This is a genomic window from Micromonospora sp. KC721, assembly GCF_004348355.1.
Lineage (GTDB): Bacteria > Actinomycetota > Actinomycetes > Mycobacteriales > Micromonosporaceae > Micromonospora.
Window position 1 is genome coordinate 1 of sequence record NZ_SMJY01000029.1, and the last position, 19,334, is coordinate 19,334.

At 72.8% G+C, this 19,334-nt stretch carries 20 protein-coding genes; 8 read left to right on the top strand and 12 right to left on the bottom strand.

The window, feature by feature from the left end; genetic code table 11:
- From arfB to E1182_RS07890, 7 genes are all read right to left on the bottom strand, one after another.
- The coding region (gene arfB / locus E1182_RS07860) for an alternative ribosome rescue aminoacyl-tRNA hydrolase ArfB (RefSeq protein WP_132262498.1) at positions 1 to 307 on the bottom strand (307 nt) is incomplete at its 3' end.
- A gap of 9 nt (positions 308 to 316) precedes the next feature.
- Positions 317 to 622 (bottom strand): hypothetical protein, encoded by a 306-nt coding sequence (locus E1182_RS07865; protein ID WP_132262500.1) that lies wholly within the window; start codon positions 620 to 622, stop codon positions 317 to 319.
- A 107-nt stretch (positions 623 to 729) separates the two neighbouring features.
- Positions 730 to 1,590: a S1C family serine protease gene (locus E1182_RS07870; RefSeq protein ID WP_132262502.1), complete on the bottom strand. Its 861-nt coding sequence runs from the start codon at positions 1,588 to 1,590 to the stop codon at positions 730 to 732.
- A gap of 97 nt (positions 1,591 to 1,687) precedes the next feature.
- The gene (locus E1182_RS07875) at positions 1,688 to 2,647 is read right to left on the bottom strand and encodes a VWA domain-containing protein (protein WP_132262504.1); all 960 of its coding nucleotides are present in this window, start codon (positions 2,645 to 2,647) and stop codon (positions 1,688 to 1,690) included.
- Positions 2,644 to 3,639 carry a DUF58 domain-containing protein gene (locus E1182_RS07880; RefSeq protein WP_132262506.1) on the bottom strand — a complete coding sequence of 332 codons (996 nt, stop codon included), beginning with the start codon at positions 3,637 to 3,639 and terminating at the stop codon, positions 2,644 to 2,646. The genes E1182_RS07875 and E1182_RS07880 overlap by 4 nt, the downstream gene beginning before the upstream one ends.
- A complete protein-coding gene (locus E1182_RS07885; RefSeq protein ID WP_132262508.1) occupies positions 3,636 to 4,685 on the bottom strand; it encodes a MoxR family ATPase in 1,050 nt (349 codons plus the stop codon). Before E1182_RS07885 ends, E1182_RS07880 begins: the two co-directional genes overlap by 4 nt.
- Before the next feature lie 192 nt (positions 4,686 to 4,877).
- Complete coding sequence (locus tag E1182_RS07890; protein WP_132262510.1) at positions 4,878 to 5,399, bottom strand: hypothetical protein; 522 nt, start codon at positions 5,397 to 5,399, stop codon at positions 4,878 to 4,880.
- Positions 5,400 to 5,743: 344 nt separating this feature from the next.
- Between E1182_RS07890 and E1182_RS07895 the strand changes: the two genes are divergently transcribed.
- Complete coding sequence (locus E1182_RS07895) at positions 5,744 to 6,727, top strand: endonuclease/exonuclease/phosphatase family protein (RefSeq protein ID WP_132262512.1); 984 nt, start codon at positions 5,744 to 5,746, stop codon at positions 6,725 to 6,727.
- Positions 6,728 to 6,795: 68 nt separating this feature from the next.
- On the opposite strand, the gene cimA is transcribed toward E1182_RS07895, so the two are convergent.
- The gene (cimA, locus tag E1182_RS07900; RefSeq protein ID WP_132262514.1) at positions 6,796 to 8,379 is read right to left on the bottom strand and encodes a citramalate synthase; all 1,584 of its coding nucleotides are present in this window, start codon (positions 8,377 to 8,379) and stop codon (positions 6,796 to 6,798) included.
- Positions 8,380 to 8,738: 359 nt separating this feature from the next.
- Between cimA and E1182_RS07905 the strand changes: the two genes are divergently transcribed.
- From E1182_RS07905 to E1182_RS07925, 5 genes are all read left to right on the top strand, one after another.
- Complete coding sequence (locus tag E1182_RS07905; RefSeq protein ID WP_132262516.1) at positions 8,739 to 9,299, top strand: peroxiredoxin; 561 nt, start codon at positions 8,739 to 8,741, stop codon at positions 9,297 to 9,299.
- Positions 9,300 to 9,301: 2 nt separating this feature from the next.
- A complete protein-coding gene (locus tag E1182_RS07910) occupies positions 9,302 to 9,832 on the top strand; it encodes a carboxymuconolactone decarboxylase family protein (RefSeq protein ID WP_132262518.1) in 531 nt (176 codons plus the stop codon).
- A 215-nt stretch (positions 9,833 to 10,047) separates the two neighbouring features.
- Positions 10,048 to 10,506, top strand: coding sequence for a PRC-barrel domain containing protein (locus E1182_RS07915; RefSeq protein WP_132262520.1), 459 nt, complete (start codon positions 10,048 to 10,050; stop codon positions 10,504 to 10,506).
- 147 nt (positions 10,507 to 10,653) lie between these two features.
- Positions 10,654 to 11,343 (top strand): tyrosine-protein phosphatase, encoded by a 690-nt coding sequence (locus tag E1182_RS07920; RefSeq protein ID WP_243706095.1) that lies wholly within the window; start codon positions 10,654 to 10,656, stop codon positions 11,341 to 11,343.
- Positions 11,344 to 11,407: 64 nt separating this feature from the next.
- Positions 11,408 to 11,791 (top strand): VOC family protein, encoded by a 384-nt coding sequence (locus E1182_RS07925; RefSeq protein ID WP_132262524.1) that lies wholly within the window; start codon positions 11,408 to 11,410, stop codon positions 11,789 to 11,791.
- A 102-nt stretch (positions 11,792 to 11,893) separates the two neighbouring features.
- Here E1182_RS07925 and E1182_RS07930 read toward each other — a convergent pair whose 3' ends face one another.
- Together E1182_RS07930 and E1182_RS07935 are read right to left on the bottom strand one after the other, a co-directional pair.
- Positions 11,894 to 12,991, bottom strand: coding sequence for a branched-chain amino acid aminotransferase (locus E1182_RS07930; protein ID WP_132262526.1), 1,098 nt, complete (start codon positions 12,989 to 12,991; stop codon positions 11,894 to 11,896).
- A 226-nt stretch (positions 12,992 to 13,217) separates the two neighbouring features.
- On the bottom strand, positions 13,218 to 14,249 hold the full coding sequence (locus E1182_RS07935) for a 3-isopropylmalate dehydrogenase (protein WP_132262528.1): 1,032 nt from the start codon (positions 14,247 to 14,249) through the stop codon (positions 13,218 to 13,220).
- A gap of 219 nt (positions 14,250 to 14,468) precedes the next feature.
- Here E1182_RS07935 and E1182_RS07940 point away from each other — a divergent pair, with 219 nt between their 5' ends.
- A complete protein-coding gene (locus E1182_RS07940; protein WP_132262530.1) occupies positions 14,469 to 15,344 on the top strand; it encodes an FAD:protein FMN transferase in 876 nt (291 codons plus the stop codon).
- Between the two features lie 363 nt (positions 15,345 to 15,707).
- The gene (locus E1182_RS07945) at positions 15,708 to 16,067 is read left to right on the top strand and encodes a hypothetical protein (RefSeq protein ID WP_132262532.1); all 360 of its coding nucleotides are present in this window, start codon (positions 15,708 to 15,710) and stop codon (positions 16,065 to 16,067) included.
- Positions 16,068 to 16,227: 160 nt separating this feature from the next.
- Here the strand turns inward: E1182_RS07945 and serA are convergent, their stop codons facing one another.
- Together serA and ilvC are read right to left on the bottom strand one after the other, a co-directional pair.
- Positions 16,228 to 17,826, bottom strand: coding sequence for a phosphoglycerate dehydrogenase (gene serA / locus E1182_RS07950; protein ID WP_132262534.1), 1,599 nt, complete (start codon positions 17,824 to 17,826; stop codon positions 16,228 to 16,230).
- 482 nt (positions 17,827 to 18,308) lie between these two features.
- On the bottom strand, positions 18,309 to 19,322 hold the full coding sequence (ilvC, locus tag E1182_RS07955) for a ketol-acid reductoisomerase (protein WP_132262536.1): 1,014 nt from the start codon (positions 19,320 to 19,322) through the stop codon (positions 18,309 to 18,311).
- Positions 19,323 to 19,334: the final 12 nt, after the last annotated feature.

The following is a 19,334-nucleotide window of genomic DNA, read 5'->3' on the forward strand; positions in this document are numbered from 1 at the left end:
CGACGGCCTCGCGCAGCAGCGTCGCCAACCGTTCCCGGGCCGCCTCCCGGTTGGCGAGCTGGGCCCGGTGTTCGCTGGCGGCGATGGTGAGCACCCCGTCCACCAGTCGCCCGGCCAGCCGGTCCATGGCGCGGGCCCGCAGCGTCGGCGGCAGGCTGGTGGTGGCGGCCAGGTCGAAACTCAACTCCACCCGCGAGTCGGTGGTGTTGACCCCCTGCCCACCCGGACCGGACGATCGGGAGAAGCGTTCCCGCAGTTCGGCGGAGGGAACGACCCACCGGTCGGTCACCCGCAGTCCATCGTCCACAGGGTCAGGCTAGCGCCCCGGCACGCCGGCCTTGGTGGTAGCGGTCGGAGAGGGGCTGGGGGCCGGCTCGGCGCGCTCGTGGCCAGGGCCGACCGCGGCGTACGCGACGGCACCGACGAGCAGTAGCGCGATCACCCCCACCTTGGTGGTGACCGCCCGGACCAGCAGCCATGCCGTCCGGCGGGCGCCGGGCACCGCCTTCTTGGCGGCCTTGTAGTCGGTCCAGCCACGCTTGGCCCGGGCGTACTGCACGCCCACGCCCCAGCCGAGGAAGAGTCCCACCGCGAGCAGGACCGCAACGAGAGGAAGCTCCACCCACGCCAGTATCCACACCGACCGTGATATTTCTATCGTCCGATGGTCCCACGCCGCATATTTGACACTTATGCCCTTACGGCCGGCCTACGGGTTGTCCGTCCCATTCAACCGCCTTTACCGATGAGGGTGTCCGCGGTCTGCTGCACCTGGTCGATCGGGATGGCGAAGCCGATGCCGATGGAGCCGTTGCCGTCGATGGTGGCGATCGCGGTGTTCACCCCGACCACCTCGCCCCGGGCGTTCACCAGCGGGCCGCCCGAGTTGCCCGGATTGATGGACGCATCGGTCTGCACCGCGCTGCGACGGTTGGTGCCCAGGCGTACCTGACGGTCCAGCGCGCTGACGATGCCCGCGGTGACCGTGCCGGGCAGCCCGAGCGGCGAGCCGACCGCCAGCACCGGCTCCCCCACCCGGGTCGAGCGGGGCTTGGCCAGCGGCAGCGGCGCGAGCCCGGCGTCCGTCGGCACCTTCAACACCGCCAGGTCGCTGGCCGGTTCCCGGCCGACCACCTCGGCGGCGTAGCGGCGGCCGTCGGGCAACTCCACGGTCACCGTGCCACCACCCCCCTTGGCCAGGATGTGGTCGTTGGTGATGATGTGCTGCTGGTCATCGATCGCGAAGCCGGAACCGGTCGCCCCCGTTGCGGCTCTGCCGGCGAGCACCGACACCACGCCCGGCACGGTGCGTTGCGCGGCGGTCACCAGCTCGGCGGGCACCGGCGCGGCGGAGGCCGCCGTGGCGTCCGCTCCGCCGTCGCGGCCGGCCACCCAGCCGCCGGCCGCCGCGCCGGAAACGGTGGAGAGGGCGACCACCGCCGCCGCGGTGAGCAGCCGTCCACCCCAGCGCCGCCGAGACGGGTCCTCCCCCGACCCCGGTACGTCCCACCAGAACCGTCCGTCCGGCCCCAGTTCCGGCGAGACGAACCAGGGCCCCCGCGGCTCACCCAGACCGGTCTGCGCTGCCATCCACACGCTCCTCACTGTCGCTGTGCCCGGACTGTCGCTGTGCCCGGCCCACGCCGGTCGGTCCGTGTTTCCACGCCCGGGCGGTCGTCGTACCGGCTCAGGGCAGGCGGGCGAACCACCGCATCGACCCGGCGGCGGCGGCCATGGCCAACACCAGCCCGAGGCCGATGAACCGGGCGGAGACGTCCTGGCGTTCCGTACGCCAGCCCACCGAGGAGCCGATGTCCTCGTACACCTCACGCAACTCCCGGCTGCTGCCGGCCTCGTGGAACCGGCCCCCGGTGTCCTCGGCGACCGCCTTGAGGGTCTGCCCGTCCACCGGCACCTGGATCGGCCGGCCGCCCCGGTCCACGAAGCCGCCGGGAGTGCCGAAGGAGATGGTGTGCACCGGCACCTTCGCGGTCACCGCCGCCGAGGCGGCCTCCATCGGATCCATGCCCGAGGTGTTCGCGCCGTCGGAGAGCAGGATGACCCGGGCCGGTGGCGGCTGTTCGGCCGCCTTCTGGTCCAGGCTCCGCACCGCGCCGAGGGAGGCGCTGATCGCCTCGCCGATCGCGGTGCCCTGCACGCCGGTGATCCCCTCGGCGAGCCGGTCGATCCCCTCGTGCAGCGCCTCGCGGTCGGTGTTCGGCGGCACCAGGACCGCCGCGCTGCCGGCGAAGGCGACCAACCCGACGTTGAACTCGTCGGGCAGTCCGTCGACGAAGCGGCGGGCCGCCTCCTTGGCCGCCGCCAGCCGGTCCGGCTCCACGTCGGTGGCGAGCATCGAGGTGGAGACGTCGACGGCCACCATGACGGTGGCCCGTTCCCGGGGCACCCGCACCTCGGCTTCGGGCCGGGCGAAACCCACCACCAGCAGCGCCAGCATCGCCAGGAACAGACCGGCCGGGACGTGCCGCCGCCAGCCGGGACGCACCGGCGCGACCCGGTCGAGCAGCCGCAGGTTGGTGAAGCGGACGGCGTAGCGGCTGCGCCGCCGCTGGGCGAGCAGGTAGCCGACGGCCAGCGCGAGCACCCCGAACAGCAACAGCAGCCGGGCGGGTGACTGCCAGGTCACGCGAGACCTCCCCGGGTCGCGGCGGGCGCCGCCGCGAGGCGACGCTGGGTGTGCACGTGGCGCACGATGTCGGCGGTCCAGTCCCGGTCGGTACGCAGCGCCAGGTGGGTCGCGCCGCACCGGCGCAGCGCCCGGCGCACCTGCTCGCGTTGGGCGGCGGCGGCGCTGGCGTAGCGCCGCCGCAGGGCGGCGTCGCCGGTCCACACCTCCCGCCGGCGGCCGGTCTCCGGGTCCACCAGGGTGATCAGTCCGACGTCCGGGAGTTCCAGCTCTCGGGGGTCGGTGATCTCCACCGCGAGCACCTGGTGACGGGCGGCGAGCCGGCGCAGCGCCGGCTCCCAGGGGGCCGGGTCGGCGTGCCGGTCCGGCAGCCCGTCGAGGAAGTCGGAGACCAGCACGACCAGACCCCGGCGGACGGCGACCCGCTGCACCGCGGCGAGCGCCGCGCCCAGGTCGGGCGGGGCGGCCTGCGGCAGGTCGGCCCCGCCGGCCCGGGGGGCGGCCAGCAGCGTCCGCAGCAGGCTCAGCAGGTGGGTCCGGCCGGCGCGCGGCGGGAAGCGGCGTAGCCCGGCCACCGTGAGCAGCTGGGCGCCGAGCCGGTTGCCCGTCCCGGCGGTGAGGAAGCCGACCGCGGCGACGGCGGCCACCGACAACTCGCGCTTGTCCAGTTCGGCGGTGCCGAACTCCATGCTCGGGCTGGCGTCCACCAGCAGCCAGGTGGTGAGTTCCCGGTCGGCGTCGACCTCGCGGACGTGCGGCACGGTGGTCCGGGCGGTCACCGCCCAGTCCATCCGGCGTACCTCGTCCTCGCCCGGCCGGTACTCGCGGCTGCCGGCGATCTCGCTGCCCGGTCCGGGCAGCAGCCCCCGGTGCTGTCCCTGGAGCAGCCCGTCCAGGCGGCGGGTCACGGTCAGTTCCAGCCGGCGCAGTCGCTGGTCGGGGGCGAGGTCGGCCAGTCCGGGGGCGGGCGTCGGCGCGGCGGCCGGCCTCATGCCGCCGCCAGGTCGCGGCTCTGCTCGGGCTGCCCGGCGGCCAGCGTGGGCGGTGGCACGGCCTGGACCAGCCGACGCACCACCGCCTCGGGGGAGATCCCGTCGGCGACCGCGTCGAAGGAGAGCACCAGGCGGTGGGCGAGGACGTCCACCGCGAGTTCCCGCACGTCCTCGGGGAGCACGTACTCCCGACCGCGCAGCAGCGCCTGGGCCCGCGCCACGGCGACCAGGCCGAGCGTGGCCCGAGGGCTGGCCCCGTACGCCAGCATCGGGGCGATCTCGGGCAACCCGAACCGACCCGGGTCACGGGTGGCGAGGATGAGCCGGACCACGTACTCCGCGACCGCGTGGTGGACGAAGACCTGGGCGGCCCGTCGTTGCAGTTCGCGCAGCCGTCCGGGGTCGAGCACCGGGCGGGGCCGGGGCCGGTCGCCGCTCATCCGGTAGAGGATGGCCAGTTCCTCGGCGTCGTCCGGATAGCCCACGACGATCTTCATGAGGAAGCGGTCACGCTGCGCCTCGGGGAGCTGGTACACCCCCTCGGACTCGATCGGGTTCTGGGTGGCGAGCACCAGGAAGGGCTCCGGTACCGGCCAGCTCCGACCGCCGATGGAGACCTGTCGTTCCGCCATCGCCTCCAGCAGCGCGGACTGCACCTTCGCCGGGGCCCGGTTGATCTCGTCGGCCAGCACCAGGTTGGCCATGATCGGGCCCAGTTCGACGTCGAAGCTCTCGGTCGACGCGCGGTAGATACGGGTGCCGACGATGTCGGAGGGGACGAGGTCCGGAGTGAACTGGATGCGGGAGAAGGTGCCCCCGACGACCGTGGCGAGGGTCTGCGCGGCGAGGGTCTTGGCCACGCCGGGTACGCCCTCCAGCAGGCAGTGCCCGTCGGCGACCATCGCGGTGAGCAGGCGTTCGACGAGCCGATCCTGCCCGACGATCACCCGTTTGACCTCGAGGAGCGTCTGCTCCAACCCGTTGCCGGCTCGATCTTCTACGACCGGGGTGGGCAGGCTGGCCAGGGTGTCCGAGATGTCCGTCACGGTGCTTGCTTCCCGGGCCGCCCGGTGGACAAACCTCGGATATTCCGGCCCTTCGGGGGCGGTCGGGCGCAGATCGGTATGAGCTGCCCGCCGGCCTCGCGCACCGGGATTCGAAAGTCGGGGTCGGCCGGGGCGTCAGTCGGACGGATTGGTGCCGGCCCCGGTGTCCCGGGACCGGCACGTCGCCTGTGGTCAGTTGGCCACGAGGAGGTGGAACGGACGGTCCGCCGGGGTGCCGGCCGAGTTGCGGGTCTGGACGAAGACCCCGTTGATGGTCGACCACCGCGGGGCGACCGAGATCTCACCCGCCGGCGGGACGTTGAACTGGTCCGTGGTGCCGATCGTCGCCTGGTACGACTTGCGGCTCACGTCGTAGTTGAACAGCACCTGGTACTGGCCGGGGCCGTACCGGGTGACCGAGACCGCCTCGGGGGAGCCGCGCAGCAGGCTGCCGGCACTGCTGCCGACGGCCCAGGCCACGGTACCCGGAGCGGTCGCCTGCGTTTGGAGGTCGCCGAGCGCCGCGCGGGCCCGTGCGGCGTCTGCCGCCGAGACCGGCGGTTGGCTGGCGCCGGACGCCCGGGCCCCGGGCTGGGCGGCCTCGGCCGCGGCCTTGGTCGTCGGTTGGGCGGCGGCGATCCCGCCGCCGGCCAGGGTGAGCGTCAGGACGCCGAGCGTCACTGCCGCCGCCTTGCGCCTGAGGAATGTGGCCATAACAGGTCTCCCTTTGTGTGACCGTGGTGATACCGCCGACTCGCACTTCCAGCGAGTCGGATAACAGCTGCGGAAAGGGCCGGGAAAGCGAAGGGTAAACCCTTGCCCCGCACCACGAGAGGCCGGTTCGCCACCTCTCGCACCCGGTCTGATCAGGCATTACTACGCTCTGTTGGGCACCTCAACCAGGAGGAACGTAACCCGAGTAAAGTCCCCCGTCAATAGTCGTCCAGCGCGTCTCGACACCCGATTGACAGTTGATGAAAGACGCGAGCCGGCAAGGGGGGCCCATTCACGAAAGCGTGTCGCGATAATTGGCGGGGAATTGCCGGTAGGCTGATGCCATGATCGACACTGTCGTGCCGCACCGCATCGACCGTCGGGGCGCGACCGTCGTGTGCCGGCTGGCCGTCGTACCGGGTGCGGTCTGGGCGGTGGTACGCCTCGGCGGGTGGGAACGCGGGCCGCTGGTGCAGGCACTGGCCTTCACCCCGTACGCCGCAGCCGGCAGCGTGCTGGTGTTGGCGCTCACCCTGGCTCTGCGCCGGCGCTGGCCGGCGGTGGTGGCCGCCGTCACGGCGCTGGCCCTGGTCGGCGTGGTGACGCCCCGGGCCGTCGCCGACGGGCAACCGGCCGTCGACGGGCCGGCGCTGCGCCTGCTCACCGCCAACCTGCTCAAGGGCGGGGCAGACGCCGGCGTCCTGGTCGATCTGGTCCGCCGGAACCGGGTCGACGTCCTGGCCGTGCAGGAGTTCACCTCGCAGGCGCAGGACGCGCTGGACCGGGCCGGCCTGGCCGAACTGCTTCCCCACCGGCAGCTCAACCCCGAGGTGGGCACCACCGGCTCCGGCCTCTACGCGCGCCACCCGCTCACCGCCGGCGGGTTCCGGCGCAACAGCGGCTTCGCCTTCACCCAGGCGTACGCGACGATGCTGGTTCCCGGTGCGCCGCCGGTACGGGTCGAGTCGGCCCACCCGGCCGCCCCGTACGCGGTCGACGTGGTCGACGACTGGCTCACCGACCTGCGGGCGCAGCCGCGCGCCACCCCCGACGGACCGTTGAGCATCCTCGCCGGCGACCTCAACGCCACCCTCGACCACGCCCCGCTGCGGGCACTGCTGGACAGCGGGTACGTGGACGCGGCCGACGCGGCCGGGGCCGGGCTGGCTGGCACCTGGGGGCCGTACGACGGCGACCCGATCCCGCCGGTCACCATCGACCACGTCCTGGTCGACCGCCGCATCGCGGTGGACGCGGTCGAGGTGCACCGCGTCCCCGGCACCGACCACCGCGCCGTCCTGGCCCGCCTCCGCCTGCCCGGCGGGTGACCCGACCCGCCTCCGGCTGGCCCGCCCCGGCGGTACGGCAGTGCCGCACGACGCGCCGGGGCGGCCGGTCAGACCCGGGTGCGGTCGAGTCCGTAGGTGAGGGCGTCGACCAGGGCGTGCCAGGATGCCTCGACCACGTTCGGGTGGACGCCGACGGTGGTCCAGTCCCGGCCCGCGCCGTCGGCGGTCTCCACCAGCACCCGGGTCACCGCACCGGTGCCGTGGCTGCCCTCCAGGATGCGGACCTTGTAGTCGGCCAGCTCGAAGTGCCGCAGCTCCGGGTAGTGCCGGGACAGCCCGACCCGCAGGGCCTCGTCCAGGGCGTTGACCGGACCGTTGCCCTCGGCGGTGGCGATCACCCGCTCCCCGCGTACCCGGATCTTCACGGTCGCCTCGGAGACCACCGAGCCGTCCTCACGGTGCTCGACCAGCACCCGGTACGACTCCAGGGCGAACGGCCGCACCGGTTCGGCGCCCGGCAGCTCGGAGCGGACCAGCAGCTCGAACGAGGCGTCGGCGGCCTCGAACGACCAGCCCCCCGCCTCCAGTTCCTTGACCCGGCTGGTCACCTTCGACAGCGCCTCCGGATGGCCGGCCAGGTCCAGGCCCAGCTCGCGACTCTTGAGCTCGACGCTGGCCCGGCCGGCCATCTCGGTTACCAGGATCCGCATGTCGTTGCCCACCACCGACGGGTCCACGTGGTTGTAGAGCAACGGGTCGACCTTGATCGCGCTCGCGTGCAACCCCGCCTTGTGGGCGAAGGCCGCGGCCCCGACGTACGCCTGGTGGGTGTCGGGGGCGATGTTGGCGATCTCGGCGATGGCGTGCGAGACCCGCACCATCTGCGCCAGGCAGCCGTCCGGTAGGACCGGCAGCCCGAGCTTGAGTTGGAGGTTGGCGACGACGGCGAAGATGTCGGCGTTGCCGGGGCGCTCGCCGTACCCGTTGGCGGTGCCCTGGAAGTGCCGGACGCCGGCCTCGACGGCGGCGATGGTGTTCGCCACGGCACAGGCCGTGTCGTTCTGGCAGTGGATGCCCAGCAGTTCCGGGGCGATCCCGGTACGCGCGGTGAGGTCGTCGATGGCGGCGGTGACCTGGGACGGCAGCATCCCGCCGTTGGTGTCGCAGAGCACGAACCGCTCGGCGCCCGCGGCGAGTGCCGCCTCCACCACCGCCGCCGTGTACGCGGGGTCGTACCGGAATCCGTCGAAGAAGTGCTCGCCGTCGACGAAGACCCGACGGCCCTCGGCCACCAGATGGGCCACGGTGTCACGGATCATCGCCAGGTTCTCCGCCCCGGTGGTGCGCAGCGCCCGCTCGACGTGCCGGATGTCGGCCTTGGCGACCAGTGCGACCGCCGGGGTCTCGGCGTCGAGCAGGCCGCGTACCTGCGGGTCGTCCTGCACCGCCACGCCGGCCCGGCGGGTGGCGCCGAAGGCGACCAGCACGGCGTGTCTCAGGTCCAGCTCGGTACGCGCCCGGCGGAAGAACTCGGTGTCCTTGGGCACCGCCCCCGGCCAGCCACCCTCGATGAAGCCCACGCCGAACTCGTCGAGCAACCGGGCCACCGCCAGCTTGTCGACCACCGAGTAGCTGAGCCCCTCGCGCTGGGCGCCGTCGCGCAGCGTCGTGTCGTACACCTGGAACGTCATGGGAGTCCCTTCTTCGCGGGCGGGGAGCAACGGGGAGCAACAAAAAGACCCCCCGCGGGGTGCGGGAGGTCTGCGCGCTCGGCGGAGGGTAAGCCGGCGCGCTAGGTGCCAATAATCAGGACGGTGCTGCTCACGGTCGCCACTCTGCCACCGCGGACCGCCTTCTGGGAGCACAATCCACATGGCGGGACGATGACTCCGGATGCGCAATACCTGATCCACCGCCGCATTGCGGGCAAAACCTGCCATTGGTGATCGAGTTCACAAGTCACCCGGTCGCCACCAGGAGGAAACATCGCTACGAAAGTATCCGGAACCGATCCAGTTACCGGCCCCGGTGCCGCTGTCAAGGAGGACCAGTGCTCACTGTCGGTGATCGCTTCCCCGAGTACGAACTCACCGCCTGCGTCTCCCTCGACGCCGACCAGGCGTTCGAGACGCTCAACCACAAATCCCACGAGGGCAAGTGGCGGGTCGTCTTCTTCTGGCCGAAGGACTTCACCTTCATCTGCCCGACGGAGATCGCCGAGTTCGGCCGACTCAACGGCGAGTTCGCCGACCGGGACGCCCAGGTGCTCGGCGTCTCGGTGGACAACGAGTTCGTGCACTACGCCTGGCGCAAGGACCACCCGGACCTGCGCGAGCTGCCGTTCCCGATGCTCAGCGACATCAAGCGCGAGCTGAGCGCCGCCTGCGGCGTACTCGGCGAGGACGGCGTGGCGCAGCGGGCCACCTTCATCGTCGACCCGGACAACGAGATCCAGTTCGCCATGGTCACCGCCGGTTCGGTCGGCCGGAACGTCTCCGAGGTGCTGCGGGTGCTCGACGCGCTGCAGACCGACGAGCTGTGCCCGTGCAACTGGAACAAGGGTGGTGCCACCCTCGACGCCAACGCCCTCCTCGCCGGCGCCGGGGTCTGACGATGGGTCTGGACGCGATCAAGGCGGCGCTGCCCGAGTACGCCAAGGACATCAAGCTCAACCTCGGCTCCACCGTCGGCACCTCCACGCTCAAGCCGGAGCAGGCCTGGGGCACCGCCCTGGCCTGCGCCGTCGCCGCGCGCAACCCGCGGGTGCTGGCGGAGATCGCCGACGAGGCCGCCGCGCACCTGACGCCGGAGGCGGTCGCGGCGGCCAAGGGCGCAGCCACGATCATGGCCATGAACAACGTCTACTACCGGGCCAAGCACCTGATCGGCGACGAGCAGTACGCCTCGATGCCAGCCCGGCTGCGGATGCAGATCATCGCCCGACCGGGCGTGGACAAGGGCGACTTCGAGCTGTGGTGCCTCGCCGTCTCGGCGATCACCGGGTGCGGGGTCTGCCTGGAGTCGCACGAGAGGGCGCTGCGCGGCGCCGGGTTCACCCGGGAGCAGGTGCACGAGGGGCTGCGCATCGCCGCCGTCGTGCACGCCGCCGCGGTGGCGCTCGACGCGCAGGCCGCCCTGGCCTGAGCCGTACGGTCCGACGGGTCGGTGCCGCCACGTGCGGCGCCGGCCCGTCGGCGTGCCGGAGCGCGACGGGCAGCGGTACGCGTCGCCGGAGAACCGACCGCCGGGGCACGACGGCGACCGAGGGTGTGGAGACAGCCGGACCGGGTACCTGATCTTCGGACGATGGCAGCCGCAGCGCCGAGACGGCTGTCGACAGCCGAGGCAGGAGTTCAGTGATGGACCGGCTCGACCCGCGCGCCACCCACGGCAGCACCGACCCGATTGTCGACGACGGCCAAGGCGCCGTCGCCGGTGGTGCGCCCGGCGGTGCCTTCCAACCGTGGAGCTACCGGGACGAGGCCGGGGTGACCGACGCCGACCTGGTCGGCTACAAGGTCGAGGCCACCGACGGCGGCATCGGCAAGATCGACAGCGCGAGCCACGAGGTCGGCGGCAGCTATCTCGTCGTCGACACCGGGCCATGGATCTTCGGCAAGAAGGTCATGCTGCCCGCCGGCACGGTCAACCAGGTCGACCACGCCGACCGGAAGGTCCACGTCGACCGCAGCCGCGACCAGATCAAGGCCGCGCCGGAGTACGACGAGACCGCACACAGCGACCCGGCGTACCGGGACACGCTGGGCGGCTACTACGACGACACGTACGGCAACCTGCCTCCGGGCACGGCCCGCTGACTCCGACGGCCAGCGAGGCGGCCGGCGGGCCGAACGCCAAGGCCGGGACTGGCCGAGCATGGACGACCGATGACTGTGGCCGCACCACCCACTACCGTGTCCGGTGTGGACGACGTCGAGCCCGCCCGCCACCTCCCGTTCTCCGTCATGTTCAACTGCCGCGACGTGGGCGGCTATCCCGCCCGCGACGGCCGCACCGTCCGCTGGGGGCGGCTCTACCGCTCCGACACGCCGCACCGACTCGACGGCACGGACCTGTCGGCGTTCGCCGCCCTGGGTGTCCGCACCGTCGTCGACCTGCGCCGGCCCGCCGAGGTCGAGCGGGACGGCCGGGTGCCCCACCTGGACGGCATGGCGTACCGGCACATCCACCCGGAGCACGTCGACTGGGCCGAGAACCCCTACGAGCCGGGCAGCGACCTGGTTCGCTACCTGGCCGACCGGTACACCGCACTCGCCGAGACCGGGGCCGCCGGCCTGGCCGAGGCGGTCGGCCTGATCGCCGACGCGGCGAACGCCCCGGTGCTGGTGCACTGCGTGGCCGGCAAGGACCGCACCGGCGTCGTCTGCGCGCTGACCCTGGCCGCGCTCGGCGTGGCCGACGCCGACATCGCCGTCGACTACGCGCTCAGCGCCGCGGCGCTGGAACGCTTCCAGACCTGGTACGCCACCGTGGGTGGGCGGTTGGGGCAACCCCCGCTCACCACCCCCGCCGAGGCGATGACGCTCTTCCTGGCCAGGCTTCGCCAGCGGTACGGCACGGTGGAGGACTACCTGCGCGGAGCCGGGCTGACCGACGCCCAACTCGCCGCCCTGCGCGGCCACCTGCTGGCGTGACGACGCCGACAGCCTGCCCGGCGGAGCCGACCCTGCCGGGCAGCCGCGACGGTATCGTGCACCGATGCATCGAAGCCGAGTGCACGCGATCCTGATCGACACACCGCAGGACGAGGCCGCCGCGGCCAGCGCCTTCTGGTCGGCGGCACTCGGCGCGCCGGCCCGGCCGCTCCCGGGTGAACCGCAGTTCGTCAGCCTGCACGAGGCACTCCCGGAGGTGGGCCTCGCGATCCAGGCGGTCGACGACGCGCCCCGGATGCACATCGACATCGAGACCGACGACGTCGACGCGGAAACGGCCCGCCTGCTCGCCCTCGGAGCCACCCAGGTCAAACGGTGGCAGGAGTGCCGGGTGCTGCGGGCGCCCGGCGGACACCTGATCTGCGTACTGCCGGTGGCGAGCCCGCCGCCGGCGGTGTTCGAGGCCCACGCGCGGATCTGGCCCTGACCGAGGGCCGGCACCGCCGGATGACGGACCCGCTGTGCAGGGTCAGCGCGAACGGTGTCCGCCGGTCCTCGCGGGGGCGGGCCGGCGGACACCGTCGACGGCTCAGAGGACGCGCTGCACCCAGCCGTGCGGGTCCTCGGCCTCGCCACGCTGGATCGCGACGAGCTGCTCCCGCAGGGCCATTGTGGCCCGGCCCGGCCCACCCTCGCCGATGAGGAACTCCCCGTCGGGGAACCGCACCCGGCCGATCGGGGTGATCACCGCGGCGGTGCCGCAGGCGAAGACCTCGCGCAGCCGGCCGCTGGCCGCGTCGGCCTGCCAGTCGGCGAAGCTGATCGGCCGCTCCTCGACCCGGTGTCCGGAGCGGGCGGCCAGGGCCAGGACGGCGTCCCGGGTGATGCCGGGCAGGATGGTGCCGGACAGCGGCGGGGTGGCCAGGGTGCCGTCGTCATACACGAAGAAGACGTTCATGCCACCCAGCTCGTCGACGAAGCGGCGCTCCACCGCGTCGAGGAAGACCACCTGCTCGCAGCCCGCCTCGATCGCCTCGGCCTGCGCGGCCAACGAGGCCGCGTAGTTCCCGCCGCACTTCGCCGCGCCGGTGCCGCCCGGGGCGGCGCGGGTGTAGTCCGGTGAGACCCAGACCGTGACCGGCTTGACGCCGCCGGCGAAGTACGCCCCGGCGGGCGACGCGATGACGCAGTAGAGGTACTCGTTGGCTGGTCGGACACCGAGGAAGACCTCGCTGGCGATCATGAACGGGCGCAGGTAGAGGCTGGCGTCGGGCCCCTCCGGGATCCAGTCCCGGTCGATCTCCACCAGCCGCCGCAGCGACTCGACGAACGTCTGCGCCGGCAGCTCCGGCATGGCCAGCCGGTGCGCGGAGGCGATGAACCGGGCGGCGTTGGCCTCGGGCCGGAAGAGGGTGACCGCGCCGTCCGCGCTCCGGTACGCCTTCAACCCCTCGAAGATCTCCTGCGCGTAGTGCAGGACGGCGCTCGCCGGGTCCATCGGGATCGGGGCGCGGGCCTCGACCCGGGCGTCGTACCAGCCCTTGCCCTCGGCGTAGCGGATGGTGACCATGTGGTCGGTGAAGACCCGACCGAAGCCCGGATTGGCCAGCAGGGCGGCCCGGTCGGCGGCGGATACCGGGGCGGGATTCGGACGGATCTCGAAATCGAGCTTGTCACCACCGCTCATCGCGCTGACCTCCCTGAGGGTTCAACGGCGCACGGGACCGCACGCCGACGTCGTGCCAGAAAACCTACCCGGAACGGTCGTTCAGCGGATAGCTCCGCGCAGGCGGTCCGGGGTATCCGATCGGCGGGGCACGAGGGCGCCGGCTCCGCCGGACAGCGGGGCGACCGGCCCGGGATCTGGCGGACCCGGGCGACGGACCGGTGGGGACGGGCGACGCAACGCCCGGTCAGGATACGGCGTACCCGGCGAGCCGGTCGCCGACCTCCTCGGTGCGCAGGGGTACGCCCGGGGTGCGGTTGGCCAGCTCGGTGGCGACCGCGGCGGTCACCCGGGCTGCGGCGTCCGGGTGACCCAACTGGTCGAGCAGCAGGGCGGCGGAGAGCACCGCGGCCACCGGGTCGGCCAGCCCCTTGCCGGCGATGTCCGGCGCCGAGCCGTGCACCGGCTCGAACATCGACGGGTACGCCCCGGTGGGGTTGATGCAGCCGCTGGCCGCCAACCCGATGCCGCCGGTGACCGCGGCGGCGATGTCGGTCAGGATGTCGCCGAAGAGATTGTCGGTGACCACCACGTCGTACCGCTGCGGCTGGGTGACCAGGAACATCGCGGCGGCGTCGACGTGCTGGTACTCGGTGGTCACGTCCGGGTGCTCGGCGGCGACGGCCTCGAACGTGCGCGCCCACAGCGACCCGGCGTGGGTCAGCACGTTGGTCTTGTGTACGAGCGTCACCTTGCGCCGCTCGCGGCGGGTGGCGCGGGCGAAGGCGTCCCGGATCACCCGCTCCACACCGTGCCGGGTGTTCAGGCTCTCCTCGGTGGCGACCTCGGCAGGAGTGTCCCGGTGCAGGGAGCCGCCGGCGCCGGCGTAGAGCCCTTCCGTGCCCTCCCGGACCACCACCAGGTCGACCTCCCCCGGCTTGACGGCGGCCAACGGCCCCGCCACGCCCGGCCAGAGCCGGGAGGGACGCAGGTTGACGTACTGGTCGAAGGCGAAGCGCAGCTTGAGCAGCAGACCGCGCTCCAGCACGCCCGGCGGCACCGTCGGGTCGCCCACCGCGCCGAGCAGGATGGCGTCGTGCCCGGCCAGCTCGGTCAGCACCGAGTCGGGCAGCACCTCGCCGGTGCGGTGGTAGCGCGCCGCGCCGAGGTCGTACTCGGTGGCCTCGATTCCGGGCAGCACGGCGTCGAGCACCTTGCGGGCCTGCCCGACCACCTCGGGCCCGATCCCGTCCCCGGCCACCACCGCGATGCGTGCCACCTGGCGCTCCTCACCTCGTCGTTCCCGTGCACCGTACGCCGCCGTCCCGCTTCCCGGTACACGTCTTCCATCATGCGGGAAATCGACCATGCTCAGAGGGCTCACAGCTGGCATTCATGGTGCGGTCATCTCCACTACCTAGGGTCAGGCCACAGGCGGGTCACGGGGGCTCGCACGGATCCGCCGCGACGACGCGGCGCGATCAGCGAAGGAGCAACGATGCGGATCGACCAGCGCCGCGGGGCGGCCGGACTCGACGAACAACCGCGCACCCGGTGGCTGGACCAGGCGGCGTTCACGCTGCGCCGGCCGGATCTGCGCCTCGGCACCCGCAGCCACCACGTCGACCGGGCCGCCGACCCCAGCGGGGACCGGATCGCCGCCACGCACACCGTCCGCACCCGCACCGCCGAGTACACCCTGCTGCTCAACGCCGCCGCGCACGTCGGCCGCCGGGTCGTCGGTGACGCGCTGCGCGACGCCGTCGCCGAGTTGCGCGCCGTCGACCTCACCTACGGGCCGGGCCGCCCGGACAGCCTGGTCTCCCGGCTGCGCCGAGGCGAGATCAGTCCCCAGTCGTACCCGCCGCTGGCCGATCTGGTGGACCGGTGCGCCGCGATGCGCGCGGCCACCGACGGATGGTTTGACGCCTGGGCGGTGCCCGGCGGCTTCGACCCGGGCGGCCTGCTCAACGGTTGGGCGGTGGAGCGGGCCGCGGCCCGGCTGCGCGCCGCCGGCATCACCGACTACGCGGTGCTCTCCGGGGCCGACCTCACCGTACGCGGCCACGCCGCGCACGGCGGCCCGTGGCGGGTGGCCGTGCACCACCCGACCGACGGGCGACGCGCTCCCCTGGTGCTGGAGATGACAGCCGGCGCGGTCGGCACCTCCGGGGTGACCGGCCGGCAGGGGCACGTGGTCGACCCGCACACCGGTGAGCCGGCCGGGCAACTCGTCGCAGCCACCGTCATCGGGCCCGACCTGGCGGTCGCCGACGCCTACGCCACGGCGCTGTACGCCGCCGGCCCGACCGGACTGGCATGGTTCCGCAACGAATCGGGATACCAGGCTCTCTTCGCCCACCGGCGCCGCTGAGGGGCGCCGGGGCGCGTCGGCCGACGGAGTGGAGGGGGTCCACTCCGGTGGCGCGGTCGACGGGCCCGCGATCGGCCCCCACGGTCTCGGCAACGACCGTGGGGGCCGGTCAGCGACGAGTGCGCGTGGCTCGCGCAATCGAGGGGTGCGGGCCGGTCGGCCGGGCGCCTGACGTCGCCACCCGAAGACGAGCCGGGAACCTCCACTCCGGCCGGTGACCGCATGGGTACGCTAGCGAATCGACGCAACTCGACGCAAGAGCCTCCACAGCGGACCCTCGCGGCGGCCCTCGACATCACCCTCCCCGATGTCGTCGGCGGGGTCGTTGCACGGGCGTGAACAGCGGATGGCACGCTGTCCGCCGTGAGTTTCGATCTGAGCGTGTGGGCGCTGCCGGCCGAGGCCACGCCCGAGGACGTCCGGGCGGCGGTACGACAGTGCCGTGAGGGGGTACGCCACGGCGACCGGCACCCCGACCCACGCCTCGTCGCCTTCTACCGGGCCATCACCGCCACATACCCCGACCGCCCGGCCAGGGTGGGCACCCCGTGGGCGACCCTCCCGCTGCACACCGCCAACGACCACATCGAGCTGTACCTCGTCCCGACCTGCGAGGACCAGGTGCTGCTCGACATCGAGCGGCTGGCCGGCGAGTGCGACCTGATGATCTTCGACGCCCAGGACGGCTCGGTCTATCCCCCGCCGTCACGCCTCGCGCGCTGAACCGACACCGCGCGTCTCGCGCTGAGCCTGCGCGCGTCTCGTGCGCTGAAACCGACGCCGCCGGTCGTGCGCTGAACCGGCCCGTTGCGGATCACTGGCCGACCTCGGACACGCGGGGGCCCGGCCGATCCGGCCGGGCCCCCGCGACGTCGGATCCGGGCTACTCGTCGCGCAGGTCCGCCGCACTCGCCGCGGTGGCCCCGATCGAGTCGGCCGCCGAGGTGAGCAGGTCCGCACCCAGGGCCTGGTCGACGGTGAGGGTCATCAGCGTCTCGCCGCCGGCCTCCCGGCGCGCGACCTGCATCGCGGCGATGTTGACGCCGGCCTCGCCGAGCAGCGTGCCGACGGTGCCGACCACACCCGGACGGTCGACGTACCGCAGGAAGACCAGGATGCCCTCCGCGCCGATCTCGACGTCGAAGCCGTCGACCTCGGTCAACTTGGGAACGTCACGGGCGCCGGCCTGGGTGAGGGTGCCGGAGACGCTGACCGTACGACCGTCCGGCAGCGCGCCGCGGACCGTGACCAGATTGGGGTGGTCGGTCGTCTCGGCCTGCGTGACCAGGCTGACCTCGACCCCCCGCTCGGCGGCCAGGTGCGGGGCGTTGACGTAGGTGACCTGCTCCTCCACCACGGAGCTGAACAGCCCCTTGGTGGCGGCGAGCTTCAGCACCGACACGTCGTGGTTGACGATCTCGCCGCGTACCTCGACGGTGACGCTGGCGGCGACCCCGCCGGCCACGGCGGTGAACGCCCGGCCCAGCTTCTCGGCCAACGGCAGCAGCGGACGGACGTCCTCGGCGACCACACCGCCGGCCTGCACGTTCACCGCGTCCGGCACGAACTCGCCCTGCAGGGCCAGCTTGACGCTCTTGGCCACGGCCAGGCCGGCCTTGTCCTGCGCCTCGTGGGTGGAGGCCCCCAGGTGCGGGGTGGCCACCACGTTGTCGAAGGCGAACAGCGGTGAGGAGGTGCAGGGCTCCTTGGCGTACACGTCGACGCCGGCGCCGGCCACCCGACCCTCGGCGATCGCGTCGGCCAGGGCCTGCTCGTCGACCAGCCCACCCCGGGCGGCGTTGACGATCCGCACGCCCGGCTTGACGATCGACAACTCCTTCTCACCGATCAGCCCGACGGTCTCCGGGGTCTTCGGCAGGTGGATGGAGATGAAGTCGCTCTCCCGCAGCAGCTCCTCCAGACCCACCAGGCGCACACCGAGCTGGGCGGCACGGGCCGGCTGGATGTACGGGTCGTACGCGATCAGCCGGGTGCCGAAGGCGGCGATCCGCTGGGCGAACAGCACGCCGATGCGGCCGAGGCCAACCACGCCGACCGTCTTGCCCTGCAGCTCGACGCCGGTGTACTTGGACCGCTTCCACTCCCCCGCCTTCAGCGCGGCGCTGGCGGCGGCGGTGTTGCGGGCCACGGCGAGCAGCAACGCGACCGCCTGCTCGGCGGCGGAGACGATGTTGGAGGTCGGGGCGTTGACGACCATGACGCCCCGCGCGGTGGCGGCCGGCACCTCGACGTTGTCCAGCCCGACGCCGGCCCGGGCCACCACCTTCAGCCGCGGCGCCGCGGCGATCGCCTCGGCGTCGATCTGGGTGGCGCTGCGCACGATCACCGCGTCGGCCTCGGCGAGCGCGGAGAGCAGGGCCGGGCGGTCGGCGCCGTCGACGTGGCGGACGTCGAAGTCGTGCGCGAGCACCTCGATGGCGGCGGGAGCGAGTTCTTCGGCGATCAGTACGACAGGATTCATTGGTCCTCGTAGACGTCGTATGTGGTCGGCCTGGAGCGTCAGGACGCCGCGCTGCGTACCGCGCTGATCCGTGCCATGGCCGTCAGGTGCCGGCTACGCACCTCTTCATGGATCGTAGGTGGCCCACCGGCCCAGGTGTCCCGGGGCGCGGGGTGAGTGCCCTCACACACTCTGTCGCACGCTTGTCATCCCCTGTTCATCCGCCGCCCGCGCCTTGACGTGCCCCACCGCGGCCGGCCGCGATCTGCGCCCACGCATCCGCTGTCGGGGCCGTCGGGTCGGCGGGGACTGCGTCACGCGTTTCTCGCCGCCACGACGGACCGAGGCCCTGGTCACCTCTCCCAGCAGGTGGGAAGCCGGTCGGCATGACAGCGCGTTCTGGCGCAGCCGGAGTCGATCATGGTGGCGACATCAGGATGCGCGACGGCCCGCGACCCGACGCCGGGGAGAGCGTCGGGTCGCGGGCCGTGGCTGGCCGGGTGTCAGGCCGTCTCGGTGATCGGACGGTCCACCCAGCTCATCATGGAACGCAGCTTCTGGCCGGTCTCCTCGATCGGGTGCGCCGCGCCCTCGGCCCGCCACTTGGCGAAGTTCGGCCGGCCGGCCTCGTCCTCGGCCACCCACTCGCGGGCGAACTCGCCGGACTGGATCTCGCCGAGGATCTTGCGCATCTCCTCCTTGACCCGCGCGTCGACGACCCGGGGGCCACGGGACAGGTCGCCGTACTCGGCGGTGTCGGAGACGCTGTAGCGCATCCGCGCGATGCCACCCTCGTACATCAGGTCGACGATGAGCTTCAGCTCGTGCAGGCACTCGAAGTAGGCCACCTCGGGTGCGTAGCCGGCCTCGGTGAGCACCTCGAACCCGGTCTGCACCAGCGCCGCCGCGCCGCCGCAGAGCACGGCCTGCTCACCGAAGAGGTCGGTCTCGGTCTCCTCCTTGAAGGTGGTCCGGATCGCCCCGGCGCGGGTGCCACCGATGCCCTTCGCGTACGACAGGGCCAACTGGAAGGCGGTGCCGCTGGCGTCCTGCTCCACGGCGACCAGACAGGGCACGCCCTTGCCGTCGACGTACTGGCGCCGGACCAGGTGGCCGGGGCCCTTCGGGGCGACCATCGCCACGTCCACGTCGGCCGGCGGGGTGATCAGCCCGTACCGGATGTTGAAACCGTGGCCGAAGAAGAGCGCCTTGCCCGGGGCCAGGTTCGGCGCGATCGCGTCGGCGTAGAGCGCCCGCTGCGCGGTGTCCGGCGCCAGGATCATGATGACGTCGGCCTCGGCCGCCGCCTCGGCCGGCGTGAGCACGCGCAGGCCCTGCTCCTCGGCCTTCGGGCGGCTCTTGGAACCGGCCGGCAGACCGATCACCACGTCGACGCCGGAGTCGCGCAGCGACAACGCGTGGGCGTGGCCCTGGCTGCCGTACCCGATCACCGCGACCTTGCGGCCCTGGATCAGGCCCAGGTCGGCATCGTCGTCGTAGTAAACCTCAACGCTCATTGACTTCCCTTT